Consider the following 22,436-nt stretch of genomic DNA (forward strand, 5'->3'; position numbering starts at 1 on the left):
GATCAACCCCGCCCCGCACGCCGCGGCAGTGCCACCGCCTCGCTGGCGGACGCGCTGCGCCGCACCCGCGATTGAGCGTGCGTCAGATCAGATCATCTTCCTCATTTTCGGCGAGCAGGCGGCCCATCGCCTGGAACAGCTGATCCATCGCCACCGGCTTGAAGATCACGTCGTTCGCCCCCGCCGCGATGCACCGGTCGCGTAGGTCCGGCGCGGTGTCGGCGGTCACGACGATCACGGGCAGCTGCGCCTTGGCATCGCGGCGCGCCCGGATGTGACCGATCGCGGTGATCCCGTCCATGCCGGGCATCCGCAGGTCGACCAGAATCATGTCGAAGTCGTCGCGGTCGATCAGGTCCAGCCCGATCTCGGCGCTCTCCGCCTCCACCATCGTGGCGCCCGCGACGTCCAGCATGTCGCGCACGACCCGCCGGTTCATCCGATCATCCTCGATGAACAGGACGTTCAGTGCCGACATGCGCGAACGTTCCTCCCGGATCCGTTGGTCCCTGGACCCATCATCTGTCTTATGTCCCTAAGCCGCCTGCCGCGCAAGCGCGGTTTCCAGCGCATTGATGGCCGCCACCAGTGCACGCTTTCCTGCCGAACGTTCAATAACATGGGTGGCACCGTGCGAATGCCATATCAGGTGCGCCGGTCCGCCGGTGGCTGGCGCGATCAGCGCGACCGGCGCGCCCGCGGCCGCCGCCGCGATCGGGGCCAGATCGCCGGCGGCGGTCAGCGCCCCCGCCTCCACCAGGATGCGATCGGGGCGTAAACGGGCGACCTCCGCCGCCGCATATTCGGGATCGGCGAACGTCACTTCACCCAGGTCTCGAAACAGCGCGCCGTACATGGCTCGCGTGATCGGGCTGCGTTCGACCACCAGCAGCGCCGGCGGCCGCGTCGGCACGTCGGGCGCCGCCGCGACCACCAACGGCAGGTCCAACGTGAAGCGCGCGCCCTGCCCGGGGTGGCTCTCCACCGTGACGTCGCCACCCATGGCACGCGCGAGGTTGCGACAGATCGCCAGCCCCAGTCCCGTTCCCCCGAACTGCCGCGCAGTACCGGCGTCGGCCTGGCGAAAGGATTCGAAGATCGCGTCCTGCACGTCGCGTGCTATGCCGATCCCGCTGTCCTGCACCGTCAGGCGCAGGCGCGTGTCCTGCACCGTCAACGCCAGCTGCACGCGGCCGCTGGCGGTGAATTTCACCGCATTCGACAACAGGTTGAAGATGATCTGGCGCAGCCGCGTAACATCGCCGACGATCCATTGCGGCACGTCCTGCCACACCGCCTCGAACATCAGGCCCTTGGCCACCGCCGGGGCGCGCCACAGGCGAACCGCCTCCTCGATCGTGGCATGGACGTCGAGCGGGGCGTTCTCGATCGTCATGCGCCCGGTTTCGATCTTGGCCACGTCCAGGATATCATCGACCAGCGCGCGCATCGTCGTGCACGCGCCGTGGATCACGCCCAGCCGCTCGCGAACCGCCGGCTCCAGCCGCGGGTCGGCGATCATCACCTGCGCCATCCCCAGAATGCCGTTGAGCGGGGTGCGGATCTCGTGACTGGTCGTCGCCAGGAATTCGGTCTTCGCACGCAGCGCCTTGCCCAGTTCGGTATTGGTCGCCGCCAGCGCTTCGTTCGCGGCGCGCACGCGGTTGCGGCTGCGGCGGATCGCCAGCAATGCCATCGCCAGCGCGACAATGACCGCCGTCGTCGCAACACCGGCCGCGGCGAAGATCCACCGCTGTGTCGCCGCGGATGCCCGCTCGTACCGGATCGACCGCGCCAGATCGGCGGCGCGCAGCTTGGCGATGCGCAATTCCTGGTTCGCATAGTCGAATCGCGCCCTGGCCAGCGCCGCGCTGTTCGATCGCGCGATCTCGGTCGCCTGGTCGTCGATCCGCTTCAGCGCCGCCAGATGCGCCAGCGCCTGCGAGGGCTCGCCGCGCGCGACATAGACGCGATAGGCGATGTCGTGCATCCCGCGGTCGGCCAGCGTGGTTTTCGACAGGTCGGCGCCGTGGAAACCACGTTCCACCAGCGCCGCCGCCCCCGCCAGATCGCCCTTGCGCTGCGCGACCGCGGCGGCGAGTAGCAGCAGTTGCGGTCGCACCGGCGCCAGCCGCGCGTTCCCCGCCAGCGCCAGGGCTCGCTGGACGGCGCGGCTTGCAGCATCCACTTGGCCAAGGCGAAGACGCACATCCGCAATGTTGCTTAGGGCCTGTGCCACGACCATGTCGTTCCCGGTGGCCTCCGCCATCGGCAACGCGCGATCAAAGTCCCGCTGCGCCTCGACGTAGCGATGCAGTGCCGTCAGCGACACGCCGCGCCCGAGGTAGACCGGAAAATAGATTCCGGGATCTGGGCTGGTCGCGTCCAGAGCCTGCTGAAAGTACCGTAACGCGGCATGATGATCGCGCGCGCCGTCGTACAGCAACGCGATCAGGGTCAGAGCCTTGGCCTGATCCCTCGCCCGGCCTAGCGCGGCGAAAAGGCCGTGTGCGTGCTGAAGCGTCGGCAAGGCCTCAGCGATGCGTCCTGCATCGGTCAGCGTCGCGCCGCGCGACAGAAGAATTTCTGCCAGCAGCGCGCGATCGATCCCCCGCCTGCCGGCATTGGCCTCGGCGAGCGCTAGGACCCGCAATGCGCGTTCCGTCTCTCCGATCCTGCCGAGCGCCTCCCCGCCCAGCCATAGCGCGACGGCGCTTTTCCGCGCTGCCTCAATCGGGTCGCGCTCTCCCTTCGCCAGCGCCAGCGCGCGATAGGCCTCGACGATGGCAGCGCGAGGATCGGAGAGCATGGCGGTCTTGGCCCGCTCGATCCGATGATCGAACGAGGGGGCCGGCGCGGGAGCGGCGGCGATCAGCATCGCCGCCATCGCCAGCGCGGCGACACCGGCGCACAGGCGTCGGATCAGTGACGTTTCCATGAATTTGCCAGCCGCTTGACCGACACGCGCGATTCGCGTGTGGCCCGCTGCGTGTCGTCGTGCCGCAGGAAGTCGATCAGCGCGTCGAGCACGATCGGGCGACTGATGAAGAACCCCTGCACTGTGTCGCACCCCATGACCGTCAGCAGCGCCAGCGTCGCTCCCGTCTCGACGCCTTCGGCCACCACCTCCATGTCGAGCGCATGGGCAAGATCGATCGTCGAGCGCACGATCAACGGATCGCGGTTCGAACTGGTCAGGTGAGTGATGAACAGCTTGTCGATCTTCAGCTCGCGCGCCGGCAGTTGCTTTAGATACGCCAGGCTCGACAGGCCGGCACCATAATCGTCGATCGAGATGCGCACACCGATCGCGTCGAACCGGTTCAGATTGGCGATCGCGCATTCGGGGTCGCGGATCACCGACGTCTCGGTGACCTCGAAGCCCAGCTTCGCATCGGGGTTCGCCTCGACGATCGCGCACACCGTTTCGACGAAGTGCGCATCGGACAGCAATTGCCCGGAAATATTGATGAAAATGCGCAGGTCGTATCCCGCCGCCCGCAAGGTCATCTGGTCACGCAGCGCGCGGCGGATCGTCCATATCGTGAGCCCGTCGATCCGCTGGACCTCCTCGGCGGCGGCGATGAAATCGCTCGGCATCACCATGCCACGCTCCGGGTGCTGCCAGCGGACGAGCGCCTCGACGCTCGAAATGTCGTGTCGGCGGGCATGGACCTTGGGCTGATACATCAGCAACAGCTCGTCGCGCTCCAGCGCGTGGTCCAGTTCCTGCGCCAGTGCCGTGATCGACGCCTGTTCGGCATCGTCCCGGTCCTGTTCCGAGCGGCGACGCCGTGCCTGCGCCAGCGATTGCTCGGCGCGCTCGATCAGCGCCATCTCGTCGTCGACCCCTGCCGCGGCGATCGCCACGCCGAACGAGGAGTCGATATGGCACCAGTCGTCGCCGACCAACATCGGGGCCGCCATCGCGCGCGTGACCGCACCGACCACGTCCGCTTCGGTCCCGTGCGCGTCGATCTCGATCGTCGCGGGAGCGATCGCGCATGCGGCGCTGCCCGGCAACAGCGCCGCGATACGGTCCGCCAGATCGGTCGCCAGCGCCCGCGATCGCGCCACGCCGACGCTGCGCCGCAGGGCGGCGAAATTCTCGATCTCGGCAAGTATCTTGACGTGCGGCACACCTCCTTCCCTTGCCGAACCGGCAGGTGGCCCGGCCGGCGATGCGGGCGGGATAAGGCGGTGGGGACTGGCCATGGCAAGTTCCGGGGTAACCGGCACTTTTAAAGATTGGCTTAAAATCCCGCTATCGTTGGTCGAACTAAGGTTAACGATGTTGAGCGAAGGTAAATAGCTTGTTAACGTTTGCGTGCCCCCTTTGCAGGGGGGGTGAGCATAACAGGGAGAAAGCCATGCTCGCGTTCATCATCTCCGTCGTTTACGGAATGACCGTTCGTCCCTGGTAAGACGAACCGGTCCGGTCCGGTGGTCGCCTCGTGCTGTCACCGGACCGGATTGCCGCCAGGGCCTGGCGCGGCGGCGACCGACGATGAACAGTCCGGTCAGGCGGCGCGCCGTGCCGATGGTGCCGGGTTGCTGAATTCCATGCTGTCGTCGACCGATCCGAAGCGCAGCGCCAGCACGTCCAGCGCATAATTCTGGTTGAGTCGCCACGGCTTGCGATCACCCTGCCGCGGCAGCCGGTCGAGCGCGCGCTGGATATAGCCGGAGGTGAAGTCCACGAACGGCTCCGGCGCGATCGGATCGGCGCCGATCCTCGGCGTCGCCTGTCGCAGCCCGCGCTTCTTCATCGTGTTGAGCAGGCGGCACAGATACATCGCGACCAGATCGGCCTTCAGCGTCCACGACGCATTGGTGTAGCCGAAGACAAAGCTGATGTTCGGCACGTCGGAGAACATCATCCCCTTGTACTGCAGCGACTGGGTCAGGTCGATCGGCACGCCGTCGCGCTCGAACTGCGTCCCGCCCATCAGCGCCACTTCCAGCCCGGTCGCGGTCACAATGATGTCCGCAGCGATCTCACGCCCGTCCGACAGCATGATGCCGCCCGGGGTGAACCGGTCGATCGTGCCGGTCTCCACGCTGGCGTCGCCCACGCTGATCGCGTCGAACAGGTCGGAATCGGGCACCAGGCACAGTCGCTGGTCCCACGGATTGTATCGCGGCGTGAAATGCGTGGCGACGTCATAGTCCGGCCCCAGCTTCTCTCGGACCATCCCGATCAGCCGCTCCTTCGTCTGCTCCGGTCGGGTGCGTGTCATGCGATAGAAGAACATGCCCATCAGCACATTCTTCCATCGCGTGAGGCCGTATGCCGCCTTCGACGGCAGGTGGCGACGCAGCCAGTTAGCGAGCCCGTCCTCGGCCGGTCGCGACACGACATAGGTGGGTGAGCGTTGCAGCATCGTGACGTGCGCCGCCTGCCGCGCCATCGACGGCACCAGCGTCACCGCGGTCGCACCACTGCCGATGACGATCACTTTCTTGCCCGCATAGTCCAGATCCTGCGGCCAGAATTGCGGATGGGCGATCCGTCCGGCGAAACTTTCCTGCCCCTCGAACGCGGGAGCATGGCCGCGGTCGTAATCGTAATAGCCCGAACACATGTGCAGCCAGTTGCAGGTGAAGGTCGCGCTGGTCCCGTCCGCGCGCCGGGCCTCGACGGTCCAGCGCGCGTCTGCGGTCGACCAGCTGGCGCGAGTCACCTTGTGCTGGAAACGGATATGCCGGTCGATCCCGCCGTCGCGCGCGGTATCCTCAATATAGGCCCGGATCGACGGGCCATCGGCAATAGATTTCGCCGCGGTCCACGGACGGAAGCTGTAACCGAGCGTATGCATATCGGAATCGGAGCGGATGCCGGGATAGCGGAACAGGTCCCACGTACCCCCCATCGCGGCGCGCGCCTCCAGGATCATGTAGCTGCGCCCGGGGCAGCGGTCTTGAAGGTGCCACGCCGCGCCGATCCCTGACAGGCCGGCGCCGACGATCATCACATCGACATGTTCGCTCATGGCGTTTTCCTCTCCGCTCCGGCGCCTACGCTAACCCGTATGTCAGTAGCGGAAAAGGACCGATCGTGGCGCCGCGTCAGAAATCCCGCGAATAGCGCAGCTGGACGTTCGATCCGCCGAACGACCCGGCCTGCGACAGGATGCTGATCGACCGCGTCAGGGCGATTGTCAGCTGCGTCGCCGTGAAGCCGCGGGCGTCGGTGACGATCTCGATATAGATATCGTTCGTCAGATATTTGCCCGCCGCCAGCGCCGTCCCGCGCCCGCTCGCCTCATCCGCGCCCAGCACGCGCAGCCGGTCGAAGCCCGTGGCCGAGCGCAGCTTGCCCAGCGGGTTCAGCCCGCCGCCCGATCCGCGCAACGAATTGAGCGCGGCGGCCAGCTGGATCGCCTCGGTTGCGGAAAGGTTTTCCGGATTGGTCCCGAACAGCAGCCGGCTGACGACCTCGTCCTGCGGCAGCGCAGGCGTGGAGGTGAAGGCGATCTGCGGACGCTGCCCCGTACCGGTGATCGCGATGTTGAACGTCACCCCGTCGTTGCTGGTCGTCGCAAGGATGTTGATATCCGGGTCGGTCATCGCACCGCCGCGGAAACGCACCTGCCCACGCTGTACCTCGAACCTTTTGCCCGCGAACGAATAGGTACCGCGGACCAGATCCAGCCCACCGGTGATGGTCGGCGCGACCGAGGTGCCGCCGACGCGAAGGTCCATTTCCCATTCGCTTTCCAGCCCCATGCCGGACACGAACAGCTGGTTGTCGGCGCGCACGCGCAGATCGAGCTTGAACAGGCCCACCGGCGCAGGGGTCGGCCGGTCGGTCGGCCGCGGGGTGCGAATGTCGCTCTTTCGGCGTACGCCGGTCAGTTCCGGCACTTCCGCCGATCCCTGACGGATGATCTGGTAGCGGGCGTTGGGCACGCTGATCGTACCGCTAATCAACCCGCCATCGACGTTCTTCTGGATACGCACGTCGCCGCTGGCGGTCGCGCCCAGCGCATCGGATCGCGCCAGCTGGGCGTTGCGCATCGCCACGCGCAGATCCATTGGGAACCCCTGCGCCGCGGCAAGCCCGACTACGCCCTGCGCCTGCACCGTCCCCTGCCCGGCGCGCGCCTGCAGCGTGGTCAGTTCCAGCCGGTCGTTGTTGAACCGTCCGGCGATGCGCATGTTCGATAGCCGCGTGCCATAGGTTTCGTTGTCATAGGTCAGGTTATCGGCGCGGATCAGGCCGTTGATCCGCGGTGCCGATGCGGTGCCGCCCAGATCAGCGGCGATCGCGATCGGACCGGACAATTGCTGTTCGGCAAGACCAGCGAAGCTGAACAGCACGCCGGACGGCCCGTTATAGCGTACCCCGCCCGACAGGGCACCCTGCGCCAGCCGAGTCGTCCAGCTACCGCTTCCGGAGGGGGTCAGTGTGGCGACCATCCGGCCGACGGCATTGCCCCCACGACGGACCAGCGCGCGCGCGTCTCCCCCGGCATCCGACAGGCGGCCGTGGAACAGGATATCCACCGGTTCGGAAACCGACGCTAGGCTGGACCGGGTGAAGTTCGTCACCGACAACCGCGCATCCGCCTGCGGGAAGGCAGCGCCGCTGCGCTGGAGGTAGTCGACGCTGCCGGTCGCCTGCCCACCGACGCCCAGATTGGGCACCAGCGCGCTGACCAGCGACAGGTCCATCCGGTCGAGGCGCAACTGCGCCTGCGTCGTCCCGCCACCGAATTTGCCTGCCACCCGCATCGAGCCTCGATCGAAATCGAGCCGCGTCGGATCGAGTCGATAGCCGCCGTCCGCCGGCACGATTCGCGCCGCACCGGGGGTGCGGAACGACACGCCGTTGGCCTGCCCCTGCAACGCGACCAGATACTGGCTGGGCGACAACTGCGCGTTGGCGGCGAGCCGGAACGGCACGCCGTTCGATCCGGTCAGGAGCGCCTGCGCCGTGCCCGATCCGCCCGCGTAATTCACCTTCACACGCCCGGCCTGGATCACCGTCGCGCCATAGCGAAGGTCGGCGACCTGTGCGTCGGCCACTACCTGCGGCTTGTCATAAAGGACAGCGTCCGCCTTGATGATCGCGCGCCCGATCGTGAAGTCGATCGCCCCCGGGATCGTCGCGGCATAGGCGCGCGCATCAATCGCCGCACGCTGGTAACGGCCCTGCGCGCTCAGCGCGGCGGTCCCGTTCAAGCCCGATCCGGCGAAGCGCAGCTGACCGGCGAACGGCCCCGCCGCGGTTTGCACCATCCGCCCGGCGAACTGCACGCCCGCGAACAGCACGCGGCGCACGTCGATCGCCAGTCGCGCGCCGGGGGTGACCAGCACGTCGGCGGTGAACGGACCATAGCTCGTCCCGCCCGTGGCGTTGACCTGATAGGCACCACCCCGCCCGACGATCCGTGCGTCGAGATCGGCAAGCCCCACGCCCACCCCCGGCCGCGGCGCGCGCAGTCGCACGACCGGCGCGGTCGCACTGCCGGTCACCCGCGCGAAGAGTGGTCCATATTGCGTCGAATAGGCATCGGCATCGACCAGCACACCGCCGTTACGCGGGTCGAAACGCCCCTGCCCACGCGTGATGCGGAATTGCGGGGCATTCATCGTCAGGCTCTGGAACGTGACCACCCCCTCGGGCGAATAGCCGAAGCGAGTGCTCAGCACCGCATTGCCGCCGAGGAAATTGCGCACGCCGGCGTTGAACAGCTGCTTGGTCTGCACCGCGACGCGGCCGGTGATCCCGAACCCGCCGCGCGCGCCGGGCACGAGATCGGCGTTGGTCTGGATGTTCAGGATGCCGACGCTGTCGACGCGGAAGTTGTTGACACGCCCCTGCAACGCCCCGGTGTAGCGCCCGGTCTGCACGTTGGCGGCGATGATAGCGGTAGCGTCGATCGTGTCGGAACGGATGCGCAGATTGTCCGACAGGATGTTCGGCATTGTGATCGCCAGGTCGCCGTCGATCCGCGCGTTGGTGGTCAACCCGCCCAGCGCCGGATTGAGCCCGGCCACCCGCGCCGCACGCGCATGGACCGGCACGAGGATACGGTCGGCATTCACCGTCGCACGCCCTTCGGCATAGAGGCGCTCGACGCTGGTGTCGGCGAAGCCCAGCGCACTGGCGCGCAGCTTGTAATCGACCGTCGGCGTCGCAAACGCGCCGTTCAGGACGACACGCGCCAGTACGTCGCGCCCGCTCAGGTTTGGGGCGATCGCGCCCGGCGTCTTCAGCATCGCATCGACCGCGAAATTGCCGAAGTGGCTGTTGGCCAGGTCGATCATGCCGCCCGCGTCCACCGCCAGCGCATCCGACGTCAGCTTGATCCGCGTATCCGCGCGCCGCTCCGCCAGCGTCGCATCGAGCGCCACCTGCAGAGCCGGGGCAGTCAACCGCGCGACCGGCCCTTCCAGATACAGGCCCGGCCGCGTCGGCCCGCGCACCTCGAAATGGCCGTCGCGCGCCAGCAGCGACAGGTCGGCAAGCTGCCCGCCGCCCAGCGTGGCGACCGCACGGCCCCGCCACGACGACCAGCTGCCGGCGCCGTTCACCATCGCGGTCAGTGGCGCCTTCAGCCCCGCCATCTGCGCCAACAGCCCGCCCGCGGGAGCGGTGAGGCGCAGGTTCAGGTCGAGCTTGTCATCATCGGGCACCGCATCCAGCCGCAGCCGCGCACGGTCGCCGCCGGCGACACCGGGGCCGCGCAGCGCATCGACATTGGCGACCAGCTGCGCACGCCGGTCGGCGATATGCGCCTCACCGTCGATCCGCGCGATATGGCGGGCGCCCGATACCGGCGGCTCCATGACGAAGCGGGCGACCTGCAAACGGCCGATATCAATGTCGAGATCGGGCAGGATCGGCGCATTGGGATCGGTCGGCTCCGGCGAGGGGCGCAGTTCGGGATTGCGCCGCATCGTGATCAGCTGGCTCGATGCGCTGCGCACATCGACGTGATTGTTGACGAACGCGAACGGCCGCCAGTCGACGTCGATCCGCGGCGATGTCAGGAACACGCCCTTGGGATCGCTGACGCGCACGTCGGACAGCCGCATCCGGCCGTACAGCGATCCGTCGATCCGTCCGACCTTGATGTTCAGCCCCGACGCCGTGGAATAACCGCCGATCTGATCCGCGACGAACCGGCGGCCGGGATCGGTGTTGATGCCCACGACGATCGCCAGCACCAGCACGACCAGCGCGAGCACGGCAATGCCGATCCACTTCAGGATGCGCTGCCACAATGGACGACGCGTCACGACGACGGTCTCGACGGGGGAAATGCTGTCCGCGGCCATCAGAACGCCTGCCCGATCGAAAGATATAGCGCGATGCGCGGGTCGCCGGGCCGCCGGTTCAGCGGGGTAGCGACATCGACGCGCATCGGGCCGAAATTAGTGTAGAAGCGCCCGCCGATCCCCGCGCCGAAGCGCAGGTCGCCGCCCTTGGGCAGCACGCTTTCATAGGCATTGCCCGCGTCGATGAACGGCACGATCCCGAAATCGCCGAAGCGATAGCGCGCCTCCAGCGAAAATTCGTTGAGACTGCGTCCGCCGACCGGGCGCAGGTTCGCCAGGTCGATGTTGCCCTTGTCGTCCGGAACCAGCGAACTGACGGGTTCGAGCGGCCCCAGCCGCTGGAAGCCATAGCCGCGCACCGACCCGCCGCCGCCGCCGTAATAGCGCCGCGACGGCGCGATATCGTCGCGCGCGATGCCGAAGATGCTGCCCGCCCGCGCCCGGCCCGCGATCACCAGGCTGTCGGTCACCGGATAATAGCCGGTCGCCTCGATCAGCGCGCGACCATAGGGGCGCACCGATCCCTGCACCGACGTTTCCGGGCTGAGGTTCAGTTTCAGGCGATAGCCCTTGGTGGGGTTCAGCAGGTCGTTCGACCGGTCGAACAGCACCTGTCCCGGCAGCGCCAGCACGCCATAGGTGCGCCGCACGCGCCGGTTTTCCACGAAATCGAACACGCTTTCGTTCGTGCCGACCAGCTCGAACCCATAGGAATAGGTGAATTTCTTCTGCCAGATCGGCGTCGAATCGTAGCTGATACGACCGGAGAGCGTGCCCGTGAACGCCTCGAACGCATCGTAATTGGCGCGCAGCGCGCTGGCGATCACCGTCACCGTGCGATCGCGCCGGCCGGCATTCTGGCGACGGAACGTCGCCGACAGCCCCTGTTGCTGCGTCCCCGCGATCGCGCCAAGGATCAGGGCGCCTTCGGGCGGGAAGCGGTTGCGGTTGGTGAACGTGCCCTCCGCGGTCACCCCCTGCCCGGTCTGGAAGCCGACGCTGCCCGCCAGGCTGCGCGCCGGGCCCCTGTTCTGCCGGATCATCAGGTCGACCTGTTCGGTCCCGTCCGGCCCCGGCTGCCCGGTACGCAGCGGCTCGACGCCGACCGAGTTGAACAGGCCGGTGCCGACCAGCGCCTGACGCAGGTCGTCGGTCAGTCGCGTGTCGTACAGCTGGCCCTGCTTGAACCGCGGGAAGACGTTGAGGTGCTCCAGCCCGAACACCGCATCGCCCTCGGTCCGCAGCGCTCCGAACGACGATCGCGGCCCGGTGTCGACCGGCAGCGTATAGTCGCCGCGGTGGGTCTGTTCGTCGAGCAGGATGTCGCGGTCGCCGACCTTGACGAAGGGATAGCCCTGCTGCGGCAGCTTCAGGCTGACGTTCGCCTCCGCCCCCTGCACCCGTGCCGCCTGGATCGGATCGCCGGTCTTCAGCGGCAATTCGCGGCGCACCAGCCCTTCCGGCACCGTCGGCCCGGCCTGCACCGTGATGGCGCCCAATGTGTACAGCTCGCCCGGGGTGGCCGACACGATCGCGCGGATGCGCGACGCGGCGGCGGCACCGTTTTCGCCCGGCACGTTCTCGATCGTGGAGATCGCGGTGCCGTCATAATAGCCCAGCGACTTCATCAACCGCACCGCCAGCCCCTCGTCCTCCCGCGCGCGGGCCGCGATCTGGGTCGCATTGTCGGCCTTGCCCTTGCCCTCGCGCAGCGCCGAAAGGGAATTGAATTCGTCGGTCAGGCCCAGCGGGTCCAGCCCGCGCACCTCGGTGACATAGGCGATGTCAGGCGTCTCCCGCCCGCCGCTATCCGCGACGGCGTTGAGCGGCGTGCTGTCGAACGCCGCCAGCGGCTCCAGCGGGGCGGTGAGCGCGGTATCGGGCACGGCAGGGGCCGGCAGCTGTCCCGGCGTCAGCGGCGCAGCGGCGGCCTGCTCGGCATTGCCTGCGGGGGCCGCGGGCGGGACCGTCGCCGGCTCCAGCGGAGCGTTAATGTCGTCGGTGATCGGCGGGAGCGCGGCATCGAACTGCGCATCGGGAACGATCGGTGCGTTCGCCTCCGGATCGGTGGCGGGAACCGGCGCGGGCGTGTCGGGGCCGCGAGCCGGCGCCGTGCCGGGCATCCCCATCTGCGCCGCCGCAGGCTGCTCGACGATGATGCCGCCCAATGCCCATGCCATGGCGCTGAGGGCGGAGGCGGTCAGAACGCGGGAACGACGAACAGAAAAAGACAAGAATTACGCCCCTTTGACCGCCGGGCGCCGGTATACCGTTTCACCCCCGTCTTCCTGCAACGCCCCAACGCGGCTTCGGTTTCACCGGCACTGGCGCGATGGGGCCATGCAACCTAGGGTTGCGGGAACGACAGTGCCGGGAGAGGGCCGTGAATTTCGATCTCGACGACGATCATCGCATGATCGCGGACCTCGTCCGCCGCTTCGTCGATGACGAACTGGTCCCGCTGGAAGGCGCGGTGCTGGCACGCGACGTGGCGGGCGAGGGCCTGCACCTGTCGGCGGTGGAACGGGAACGGATCGACCGCGTCTCGCGCGAGCTGGGGCTGTGGGGGCTGGATGCGCCGGGCGACGTCGGCGGGCATGATCTCCCCGCGGTGGCGATGGTTGCGGTGAACGAGGCGATGGGTCGCACGATCGTCCCCTATACCCTGCCCCCCGATTCCCCGAACCTGCGGATGCTGGCCGCGACCGTGAACGACCGCCAGCGCGAGGCGTATCTGGCACCCTATGTGCGCGGTGAGACGATTTCCGCGATCGGCATCTCCGAACCGGGCGCCGGCTCTGATCCAGCGGGTATGCGCACGACCGCGACGCGCGACGGCGACGACTGGCTGCTCAATGGGCGCAAGATCTGGATCACTCGCGCTGCCGAGGCGGATTTTACGATCGTCATGGCAGTGACCGATCGTGAAAAGGGCGCGCGCGGCGGCATGTCGGCGTTCCTGGTCGATCGCGACGCGCCCGGCTTCAACGTCGTGCGCCCGATCCCGATGATCGGCGGCGAGACGACCTATGAGGTCGCGCTGGACGACTGCCGCGTGCCGGGGTGGAAGCTGCTGGGGTACGAGGGCCAAGGGTTCGCGCCGATGCAGCTGCGGCTGGGCACGCGCCGCGCGGAAATGGCCGCCAATGCGATCGGCATGGCGCAGCGCGCGCTCGACATGATGATCGACTATGCGCCGCAGCGCACCACCTTCGGCAAGCCGCTGAGCGAGCGGCAGACGGTGCAGAACTGGATCGCCGACGCCGCGATCCGCATACATGCCGCACGGCTGATGACCTACGACTGCGCGTGGAAGCTGGATCAGGGGCGCGACATCCGCACCGACATCTCGATGATCAAGAGCTTCGCGCTCGAAATGGCGTGGGACGTTCTCGATCATGCGATGCAGAGCTTCGGCGCGATGGGGATGACGCGCGAAATGCCGCTGGCGCAGATGGCGGCGCGTATCCGCCTGATGCGCATCTATGACGGGCCGACCGAGATCCATAACTGGGTGGTCGCCCGCAACCTTCTGGGAACCCGCGCATGAATGACATGACCCGCCATATTGCCGTCGCCACCGCCGATCACGTCGCCACCGTGGTGATCGACCGCGCGCCCCACAATCACGTCAATGCCCGGCTGGTCGAGGCGCTGGCCGACACGTTCGAGGCGCTGGACCGTGACGACGACGTACGCGCGATCGTGCTGGCGACGGAGGGCAAGGTGTTCTGCGGCGGTGCCGACCTGACGGGCGAAAAGCCGCTCGCCGACGACAGCGGGGAGAGCGAGACGCCAGCGCTCTACACCGCCGCCGTCCGGCTGTTCGCCACGAAGAAGCCGGTCGTCGTCGCGGTTCAGGGTGCCGCGGTCGGTGCCGGGCTGGGCGTGGCGCTGGTCGGGGATTTCCGCGTCGCCGCACCGGAAGCGCGCTTCTCCGCCAATTTCGTGACGCTGGGGTTCCACGCCGGCTTCGGCATCACGCATACCTTGCCGCGCGTCGTGGGACAGCAACATGCCGCGCTGATGCTGCTGACCGGGCGGCGGGTGAAGGCCGAGGATGCGCTGCGCTACGGCCTGGTGGACGAAATCGCCCCGCTGGCCGAGGTGCGCGCCGCCGCGGTCCGCCTCGCCGCCGAAATCGCCGCCAATGCCCCGCTGGCGGTGGAGGCGACGCGCGCCACGCTGCGTGCCGATCTGGCGCAGGCGGTGCGGCGGCGCACCGACCACGAGCGCGCCGAGCAGGACCGTCTGATGCAGACCGCGGATTTTCGCGAGGGGATCAGCGCGGTGGGGGAACGCCGCCCGGGGCGCTTCGTTCGCGGCTAGGTACGATCGTCCGGCAAAATTTGTTGCCGCCTGCGACACATTTGCGACAAAGAGCCTGTAGGGCCGCGTCCCGGCGGGGCGATACGTGGCTGGTTATGAAAGGGTGACGAGGCGGATGCGGATGCTGTCAGGCCGGGCGTCGTTGGGCGTCGCGGCCGCCTCCGGTTTGTTGGCGCTGTCCGCGTGTGGTGCCGGTGACGGCGCACCGGGCAAGGGCAAAGGCGCCCAGGGTGAGGGTCGCCCGACGCAGGTCGGCTTCGTCGTGGTCCAGCCGACCGCGGTCGCGCAGGTCAGCGAGCTGCCGGGCCGGACCGTCGCCTTCCAGAGTTCGGAGGTACGCCCGCAGGTGTCGGGCGTGATCCAGCGCCGCTTCTTTACGGAAGGGTCGATCGTCCGCCGCGGCCAGCCGCTGTACCAGATCGATCCCTCGCTCTATCGCGCCGCCGCCAACCAGGCGCGCGCCGGCGTCGCCAACGCGCAGGCGCAGTTCGAGGCTGCGCGCGTCCGCGCCGACCGTTACCGGCCGCTCGCCGAGATCGAGGCGGTCAGCAAGCAGGATTATACCGACGCCGTCGCCTCGCAGCGGCAGGCCGCGGCCAGCATCGCGCTCAGCCGTGCGCAGCTGGAAACCGCCAGCGTCAACCTGCGCTTCACCACCGTGCCCGCGCCGATCACCGGGCGGATCGGGCGTTCCCTGTTCACCGTCGGTGCGCTGGTCAGTGCGACGCAGGCCGATCCGCTGGCGACGATCCAGCAACTCGACCCGATGTTCGTCGACATCCAGCAATCGGCCGCCGACCTGCTGGCACTGCGCCGCGCGCTGGCGTCGGGCGGGGTTACCCCGGCACGGGCGACCGTCCGGCTCAAGCTGGAGGACGGCAGCGACTATGGCCGCACCGGCACGGTGGAGTTCGCCGAGGTGGTTGTCGATCCGTCGACCGGCGCGGTGACGCTGCGCGCGCGCTTCCCCAATCCCGACGGGCTGCTGCTGCCCGGCATGTTCGTTCGCGCGGCCTTCTCCCAGGCGATCCAGCAGAACGTGTTCCTGGTCCCGCAACAGGCGATCACCCGCGATCCGCAGGGGCATGCGACGCTGTTCGTCGTCGGCGCGGACGGCAAGGCGCAGCAGCGCACCGTTACCGCGCCGCGCACGCAGGGCGCCTATTGGGTCGTCACCGCCGGGCTGAAGGCGGGCGACAGGATCATCACCCAGGGGCTGCGCGATCTGAAGCCCGGCGCGGCGATCACCGCCGTTCCCGCGAACACGCCGCAGCGGATCGAGCCACCCTCGCCCGAACAGATGAAGAAGATGCAGCAGGAAAAGGGCGCGGCGGGCGCGGGCAAGGGCGGCTGACGCACCCATGTCCCGCATCTTCATCGATCGTCCCATCTTCGCATGGGTGCTGGCCATCATCGTGATGCTGGCGGGGGTCGGCGCGATCCTGTCGTTGCCGATCGCGCAATATCCGGACGTCGCGCCGCCGCAGGTGTCGGTGCGTGCCACCTTCCCCGGCGCCAATGCGCAGACGCTGCAGAACAGCGTGACGCAGGTGATCGAACAGCAGCTGTCCGGCCTCGACGGGCTGCTGTACTTCCAGTCCTCGTCGTCCAGCCGCGGATCGGTGACGATCACCGCCACCTTTGCCAAGGGTACCGACCCCGACATCGCGCAGGTGCAGGTGCAGAATCAGGTGCAGCAGGCGGTCGCGCGCCTGCCGCAGCAGGTGCAGCAACAGGGTCTGGTGGTCCGCAAGTCGAACCCGGACTTCCTGCTGATCGTCGGCGTCTATGACGAAACCGACAAGCTGACCAACCGCGACGTGTCGGACTATCTGACGTCGAACCTGCAGGACCCGCTCAGCCGCATCCAGGGGGTCGGCGACACCAATGTGTTCGGCTCGCAATATGCGATGCGCATCTGGCTCGACCCGGCCAAGCTCGCGTCGTTCCAGCTGATGCCCGGCGACGTCGTGACCGCGATCCAGAACCAGAATGCCGAGGTCGCGGCGGGCGAGGTCGGCGGGCAGCCGATGCCCGACACGCAGATGTTGAACGCGGTCGTCACCGCACAGTCGCGGCTCACCTCGCCGGAGGAGTTCGCGAACATCATCCTCAAGACGCAGAACAGCGGCGCCACCGTCCGCCTGCACGACGTCGCGCGGATCGAACTGGGGTCGGAGAATTACAACGCGCGCAGCCGCGTCAATCGCCACCCCGGCGCCGGGCTGGCCGTGCTGCTGGCGCCGGGCGCCGACGCGCTCAAGACCGCCGAACTGGTCAAGGCGCAGGTGGAGCAGGCGTCGAGATCCTTCCCGCCGGGGCTGAACTACGCCTTCGCCAACGACACCACCGCCTTCATCAAGCTGTCGATCGAGGAAGTGGTCAAGACGCTGCTCGAGGCGATCATTCTCGTCGTCATCGTGATGTTCGTCTTCCTGCAAAGCTGGCGCGCGACGCTGGTCCCCGCGATCGCGGTGCCGGTGGTGCTGCTGGGCACGTTCGCGGTTTTCTACGTCGCCGGATTTTCGATCAACACGCTGACCTTGTTCGGACTGGTGCTGGCGATCGGTCTGCTTGTCGACGATGCGATCGTCGTGGTGGAAAATGTCGAGCGGCTGCTGGAGGAGAACCCCGGCATGACCCCGCGCGAGGCGACGATCGAATCGATGAACGAGATCACCGTGGCGCTCGTCGCGATCGCACTGGTCCTGTCGGCGGTGTTCCTGCCGATGGCCTTCTTCGGTGGCTCCACGGGCGTGATCTATCGCCAGTTCTCGCTCACCATCGTCTCGGCGATGGTGCTGTCGGTGCTGGTCGCGCTGATCCTGTCGCCCGCGCTGACCGCGACGCTGCTGAAGCAGAAGCACGACGAACAGGGCGATCCGCTGGAACAGGGGTGGATCGCGCGCAAGGCGCCGCGCGTCGCGCACCTTCTGGAACGCGCGCGAGACGGCTTCAACGACCGGTTCGATCGCGGCGTGCGGCGGTATGAGGCCGGCGTGCGCAGCGTCATCGATCACAAGGCGATCTGGCTGATCGTCTATGCGGTGACGGTCGCGCTGCTCGCCGTGCTGTTCCTGCGCCTGCCCACCGGCTTCCTGCCGACCGAGGACCAGGGCAGCGCCAGCATCCAGTTCCAGCTCCCCGCCGGTGCCACGCAGGGGCGCACGTTCGATGTGCAGAAGCAGGTCGAGCAATATTTCGCGCAGCATGAAGCCAGCAACGTCACGACGATGTTCACCGTCAGCGGAGGCGGTGGCGGCGGGGCGAGCGGCCAGAACACCGGTCAGGGCTTCCTCAATTTTGCCGACTGGGCCGACCGCCACGGCAAGGAGAATACCGCCGACGCGATCGTCGCGCGCGCCTCCGCCGCGTTCCGCGGCTTCCGCGATGCGCGCGTGTTCGCACTGGTCCCCCCGGCGATCCGCGGGCTGGGGCAGTCGAACGGCTTCACGATGGAATTGCTTAACAGCGGCGGGCTGAGCGAAGAGGCGTTCGCCGATGCCAAGGACCGCCTGCTGGCGGCCGCCAATGCCGATCCGGTACTCGCCTCCGTGCGCCTCTCGGAACTGCCCGACGTCGGCACGCTGAAGATTGATATCGACCAGCAGAAGATGTCGGCGCTCGGACTCAACCAGTCGGACGTCAACACCACGCTGTCGACCGCCTGGGGCGGCCGATACGTCAACGATTTCATCGACCGCGGCCGGGTGAAGCGCGTCTTCGTGCAGGGCGATGCGCCCTATCGCGCCGAGCCGGAGGACCTGAACCAGTGGTTCGTCCGCGGGTCGGCCGGGCAGATGGTGCCCTTCTCCGCCTTCGCACGGATCAGCTGGACGCAGGCGCCGGTGACGCTGTCGCGCTTCAACGGCATTTCCTCCTATGAGCTTCAGGGTCAGGGGGCGGCAGGCCGCAGTTCGGGCGACGCGATGACCCGCATCGAGGAACTGGCCGCGCAAATTCCGGGCACCAGCATCGCCTGGGCGGGGCTGTCTTATCAGGAACGGCTGTCGTCGGGGCAGGCGCCGCTGCTCTACGCGCTGTCGATCCTGGTCGTGTTCCTGTGCCTCGCGGCGCTGTACGAAAGCTGGTCGATCCCGCTCGCGGTGCTGCTCATCATCCCGCTGGGGTTGATCGGCGCGGTGCTGTTCACCACGCTGCGCGGGCTGGTCAACGACGTCTATCTCCAGATCGGGTTGCTGACGACGATGGGGCTGGCGGCGAAGAACGCGATCCTGATGATCGAATTCGCCGAACAGGCCGAACGCCAGGGCAAGCGCGTGATCGACGCCGCGCTGGAGGCCGCGCGCATCCGGCTACGCCCGATCCTGATGACCAGCCTGGCGTTCATCTTCGGCGTACTGCCGCTCGCCATCTCCACCGGCGCGGGCGCGAACAGCCGCATCGCGATCGGCACGTCGGTGATCGGCGGGATGCTGACCGCGACGGTGCTGGCGGTGTTCTATATCCCGTTGTTCTTCGTGCTGGTACGGCGCGGCTTCCGCGACGGACTGAAGGGATTGCGCGGCGGCACCGGGCCGCGCGGTGAGGATGGCGACGGCAACGATGGGCACGGCCCCGGCGGCGGCGATACCCCGCCGCAACTCCCCGCGCCGCAGGGTCGCCCCGCGCTGCCCGCCCCGGAACCGGAGCCTTCGCGATGATCCGCCGCCTGTCCCCGCTGCTCCTCGCGGTCGCGCTGCCGGCCTGCTCGATGGCACCCACCTATGTCCGCCCCGCCGCGCCGGTGCCGCCATCATGGCCGACCGGCGATGCCTATCTGCGGCAGAGCGAGGCGACGCTTCCGACCGTCACCTATCGCGACATCTTCCGCGATGCGCGGCTGCAACGCCTGATCGACTCGGCCCTGGCGAACAACCGCGACCTGCGCATCGCCGTCGCCAATATCGAGGCGGCGCGCGCGCAATATCGCATCCAGCGCGCCGACCTGTTGCCGCAGGTGAACGCCAACGCCGGCTACAGCTATCGCGACGGCGGCACCGGCGGCACGACGATCCTGCCCGGTGCTGGAACCGGCACCGGCACCGGGACCGGGACCGGGGGAACCGGAACGGGCGGCACTACCGTCGTGGCGGGCGGCGGGCGCAGCACGTTCCAGGCGCAGCTGGGTGTCACCGCGTTCGAGATCGACCTGTTCGGCCGCGTCCGCTCGCTGACGCAAGCGGCGCAGGCGCGCTATTTCGCGCAGGAAGCCGCCGCGCGCGCGACGCGGCTGACGCTGGTCGGCGACATCGCCACCGCGTGGCTCAACTATGCCGCCGACCAGAGCCTGTTCGACGTCGCGCAGCAGACCGCGCAGAATGCGCGCGACAATGTCCGGCTGACCGATGCGCGCCGTCGCGGCGGAATCGCGCCGCGCACCGACCTGCGCCAGGCCGAACAGGTGCTCGCCACGGCGGAGGCCGATCTGGCGCAACAGCGCACCGCGCTCGCACAGGACGTCAACGCGCTGCAACTGCTGGTCGGCGCGCCCGTCGATCCCGCGCTGCTGCCGCGCGGGATCGAGGAAGCGGCGGAGACCGTCGGGGAATTGCCTGCCGGGCTGGATTCCGGCGTCCTGCTGCGCCGGCCGGACGTGGTGCAGGCCGAATATACGCTGCGCGCCGCCAACGCCCAGATCGGCGCCGCGCGCGCCGCGCTGTTCCCGCGCATCTCGCTGACCGGGCTGCTCGGCTTCGCCAGCAACGCCTTGTCCAGCCTCTTCACCGGCGGGGCGTTCAATTATTCGGTCGCGCCCAGCGCCAGCTATCCGATCTTCGCAGGGGGCGCCGCGCGCGCCAATGTCGCGCTCAGCCAAGCGCAGCGCGACGCCGCGCTCGCCGGCTACGAAGGGACGATCCAGACCGCGTTCCGCGAGGTCGCCGACGCGCTGGCGCGGCGCGGGACAATCGCGGATCAGCTGGCCGCCAACCAGCGTTTCTACCGCGCGGCGCAGGATACCGCGACGCTCAACACCGCGCGCTATCGCGGCGGAATCGACACCTTCCTCTCCGCGCTGGATGCGCAGCGCCAGCTGTACAGCGCACGGCGGACGCTGGTCTCGACACAGCTGGTACGCGCGACCAATCTGGTCACGTTGTACCGCGTGCTCGGCGGCGATTCGCTGCTGGACGCGTCCGCCGACGGACCGGTCCTGCGCGATGTTGCGACGCCGGGCGCAGCATCGCCGCAGCAAAGCCAGCAACCATAGCGGCTTGACGGCGTCGCCCGGGTCGCGGACGTTCCGGGCGCAACCGGGAGCGGCGCAGATGGGACATTATCGGATTCGCCGCTTTCGCGCCGACGACCGGCTGGCGATGCAGGCGTTCGCCAACGCCCTGCCCGAACACGACCTGCTGTTCCTGGGCCGCGACCTGCGCCAACCACGCGTCATCGCCGCGTGGCTGACCGCGATCGACGACGGCTGGATCGACGGGCTGGTCGCGCTGGAGGATGACATGCTGGTCGGTACCGCAGCGCTGGTCCGCGATCCGCTGGGATGGAGCGCGCATGTCGGCGAAATCCGCCTGCTGGTCGCCGCCGACCGGCGCGGCGCGGGGCTGGGGCGCGACCTGCTGGAAGGGATCATGCGCGTTGCTACCAACCGCGCGCTCTTGAAGCTGACCGCAGCGATGACCGCCGATCAGGCGGGGGCGATCGCACTGTTCCAGGCCCTCGGCTTCGAAACCGAGGCGCGGCTGCGCTGGCACGTCCGCGACGGATCGGGACGCGCGCATGATCTGGTATTGCTGGCGCGAGCGTTGGCCTAGCGCCGCGTCACTCCTCGCGGCGCGGAGGCGGTGTAACGGCGGCGCGGCCGAACGACATGATCAGCTCGCCGATCTGACGCGCCTGATCCATCGATCTCTTGCCCTGCGCGCGCAGGTAATCGCCCTGGATCTGCATCACCTCGGACAAGTCCTTGGCCTGCGCCGCGGCGCGCATCGCGGCGAACGCTTCCTGCGCATTGGCTTGCGCCTGATCGATCATCGTCACCCCCAGCGCCGACGATTGCCCGGCGATCCGTTCCCCGCCGGCCTTCATCGCCGCTGCGGCATCGACGCCGATATTGCCCGTCTTGTCGTCCATCGATCCTCTCCCCAGGTCAGTTCGCCGTGACCGGTCAACCGGCGGCGCGGTACTTTGTTGCATCGCCCCGCCTTCGCCACAGATGGCTGGCAAGAGCCCCGCTGCGCCCGTAGAAGGAGATCGTGATGCGCCCCATTTCGCTGCTGTGCCTGCCCGCGCTGCTTGCCGCCCTTCCCGCCGCCGCCCAGGATCCGGCCAACGATCCGCGCTGCGCCACGGTACGTGTCGCAATGCCTGCGGAACTGGCGCGATGGAGCAACCGCGCGCCGCTGGTCGCGGGCGCGACGACCCGCTCCGCCCCGGTGATGGTGATCGGCCAGGCTGCCGACGTGCGGCTCGGCACCATCGACGCGGCGACGCTGCCGGCGACGCCGGGCCGCGCCGCGCCGGATAATGCCCCCTATGCCGGGGTGGCGCTGTTCCAGGTCGCACGCGCCGGCACCTATCGCGTCGCGCTGGGCGCGCCGGCATGGATCGACGTCGTCCGCGCCGGCCGGGCGCTTGCGTCCAGCGCACACGGCCACGGGCCGATGTGCACCGGCATCCGCAAGATGGTCGATTTCCGTCTGACGCCGGGTCGTTACGTCCTGCAGATCAGCGGCCATGACGGCGCGAGCATCCCGGTGATGATCGTGCGCGCCCCGCGGGCAGCGGCATGATCGCCGCGCTGCTCGCCGCGGCGTTGCAGGCGACGGCGGCCACCCCCGCTCCGGTCGCGCCGGTAACGG

14 protein-coding genes are annotated in these 22,436 nt (G+C 68.4%); 7 read left to right on the forward strand and 7 right to left on the reverse strand.

The genetic code is table 11. From position 1 onward, the window contains the following. Positions 1 to 82: 82 nt before the first annotated feature. The 6 genes from AX685_RS19800 to AX685_RS19825 all read right to left on the reverse strand — a co-directional run bounded on the left by AX685_RS19800 (position 83) and on the right by AX685_RS19825 (position 12,470). Positions 83 to 469 (reverse strand): response regulator, encoded by a 387-nt coding sequence (locus AX685_RS19800; RefSeq protein ID WP_066491894.1) that lies wholly within the window; start codon positions 467 to 469, stop codon positions 83 to 85. A 66-nt stretch (positions 470 to 535) separates the two neighbouring features. Then, positions 536 to 2,938 carry an ATP-binding protein gene (locus tag AX685_RS19805; protein ID WP_066491874.1) on the reverse strand — a complete coding sequence of 801 codons (2,403 nt, stop codon included), beginning with the start codon at positions 2,936 to 2,938 and terminating at the stop codon, positions 536 to 538. Beyond that, the gene (locus tag AX685_RS19810; RefSeq protein ID WP_231792324.1) at positions 2,923 to 4,140 is read right to left on the reverse strand and encodes an EAL domain-containing protein; all 1,218 of its coding nucleotides are present in this window, start codon (positions 4,138 to 4,140) and stop codon (positions 2,923 to 2,925) included. Before AX685_RS19810 ends, AX685_RS19805 begins: the two co-directional genes overlap by 16 nt. Positions 4,141 to 4,520: 380 nt before the next feature. Continuing rightward, positions 4,521 to 5,993 (reverse strand): flavin-containing monooxygenase, encoded by a 1,473-nt coding sequence (locus tag AX685_RS19815; protein WP_082741109.1) that lies wholly within the window; start codon positions 5,991 to 5,993, stop codon positions 4,521 to 4,523. A 76-nt stretch (positions 5,994 to 6,069) separates the two neighbouring features. Further along, complete coding sequence (locus tag AX685_RS19820) at positions 6,070 to 10,290, reverse strand: translocation/assembly module TamB domain-containing protein (protein WP_066491876.1); 4,221 nt, start codon at positions 10,288 to 10,290, stop codon at positions 6,070 to 6,072. Then, on the reverse strand, positions 10,290 to 12,470 hold the full coding sequence (locus tag AX685_RS19825) for an autotransporter assembly complex protein TamA (protein ID WP_066491878.1): 2,181 nt from the start codon (positions 12,468 to 12,470) through the stop codon (positions 10,290 to 10,292). Before AX685_RS19825 ends, AX685_RS19820 begins: the two co-directional genes overlap by 1 nt. Before the next feature lie 203 nt (positions 12,471 to 12,673). On the opposite strand from AX685_RS19825, the gene AX685_RS19830 reads away from it, so the two are divergent. From AX685_RS19830 to AX685_RS19855, 6 genes are all read left to right on the forward strand, one after another. Beyond that, complete coding sequence (locus tag AX685_RS19830) at positions 12,674 to 13,840, forward strand: acyl-CoA dehydrogenase family protein (protein ID WP_066491880.1); 1,167 nt, start codon at positions 12,674 to 12,676, stop codon at positions 13,838 to 13,840. Then, positions 13,837 to 14,619 (forward strand): enoyl-CoA hydratase/isomerase family protein, encoded by a 783-nt coding sequence (locus AX685_RS19835; RefSeq protein WP_231792325.1) that lies wholly within the window; start codon positions 13,837 to 13,839, stop codon positions 14,617 to 14,619. Before AX685_RS19830 ends, AX685_RS19835 begins: the two co-directional genes overlap by 4 nt. Before the next feature lie 121 nt (positions 14,620 to 14,740). Further along, positions 14,741 to 15,973, forward strand: coding sequence for an efflux RND transporter periplasmic adaptor subunit (locus tag AX685_RS19840; protein ID WP_156445956.1), 1,233 nt, complete (start codon positions 14,741 to 14,743; stop codon positions 15,971 to 15,973). Positions 15,974 to 15,980: 7 nt separating this feature from the next. Further along, positions 15,981 to 19,283, forward strand: coding sequence for a multidrug efflux RND transporter permease subunit (locus AX685_RS19845; protein ID WP_066491884.1), 3,303 nt, complete (start codon positions 15,981 to 15,983; stop codon positions 19,281 to 19,283). Further along, positions 19,280 to 20,830, forward strand: a complete 1,551-nt coding sequence (locus AX685_RS19850) for an efflux transporter outer membrane subunit (protein ID WP_066491885.1) — start codon at positions 19,280 to 19,282, stop codon at positions 20,828 to 20,830. The genes AX685_RS19845 and AX685_RS19850 overlap by 4 nt, the downstream gene beginning before the upstream one ends. 58 nt (positions 20,831 to 20,888) lie before the next feature. After that, positions 20,889 to 21,389, forward strand: a complete 501-nt coding sequence (locus tag AX685_RS19855) for a GNAT family N-acetyltransferase (protein ID WP_066491886.1) — start codon at positions 20,889 to 20,891, stop codon at positions 21,387 to 21,389. A gap of 7 nt (positions 21,390 to 21,396) precedes the next feature. Here the strand turns inward: AX685_RS19855 and AX685_RS19860 are convergent, their stop codons facing one another. After that, entirely contained in the window at positions 21,397 to 21,708 is a 312-nt protein-coding gene (locus AX685_RS19860) for a phasin family protein (RefSeq protein WP_066491891.1), read from the reverse strand. A 125-nt stretch (positions 21,709 to 21,833) separates the two neighbouring features. On the opposite strand from AX685_RS19860, the gene AX685_RS19865 reads away from it, so the two are divergent. Then, positions 21,834 to 22,367, forward strand: a complete 534-nt coding sequence (locus AX685_RS19865; RefSeq protein ID WP_066491893.1) for a hypothetical protein — start codon at positions 21,834 to 21,836, stop codon at positions 22,365 to 22,367. The last annotated feature ends 69 nt before the right edge of the window (positions 22,368 to 22,436 follow it).

This window comes from Sphingomonas sp. CCH9-F2, assembly GCF_001556735.1.
In the GTDB taxonomy this organism is placed as follows: domain Bacteria; phylum Pseudomonadota; class Alphaproteobacteria; order Sphingomonadales; family Sphingomonadaceae; genus Sphingomonas; species Sphingomonas ginsenosidimutans.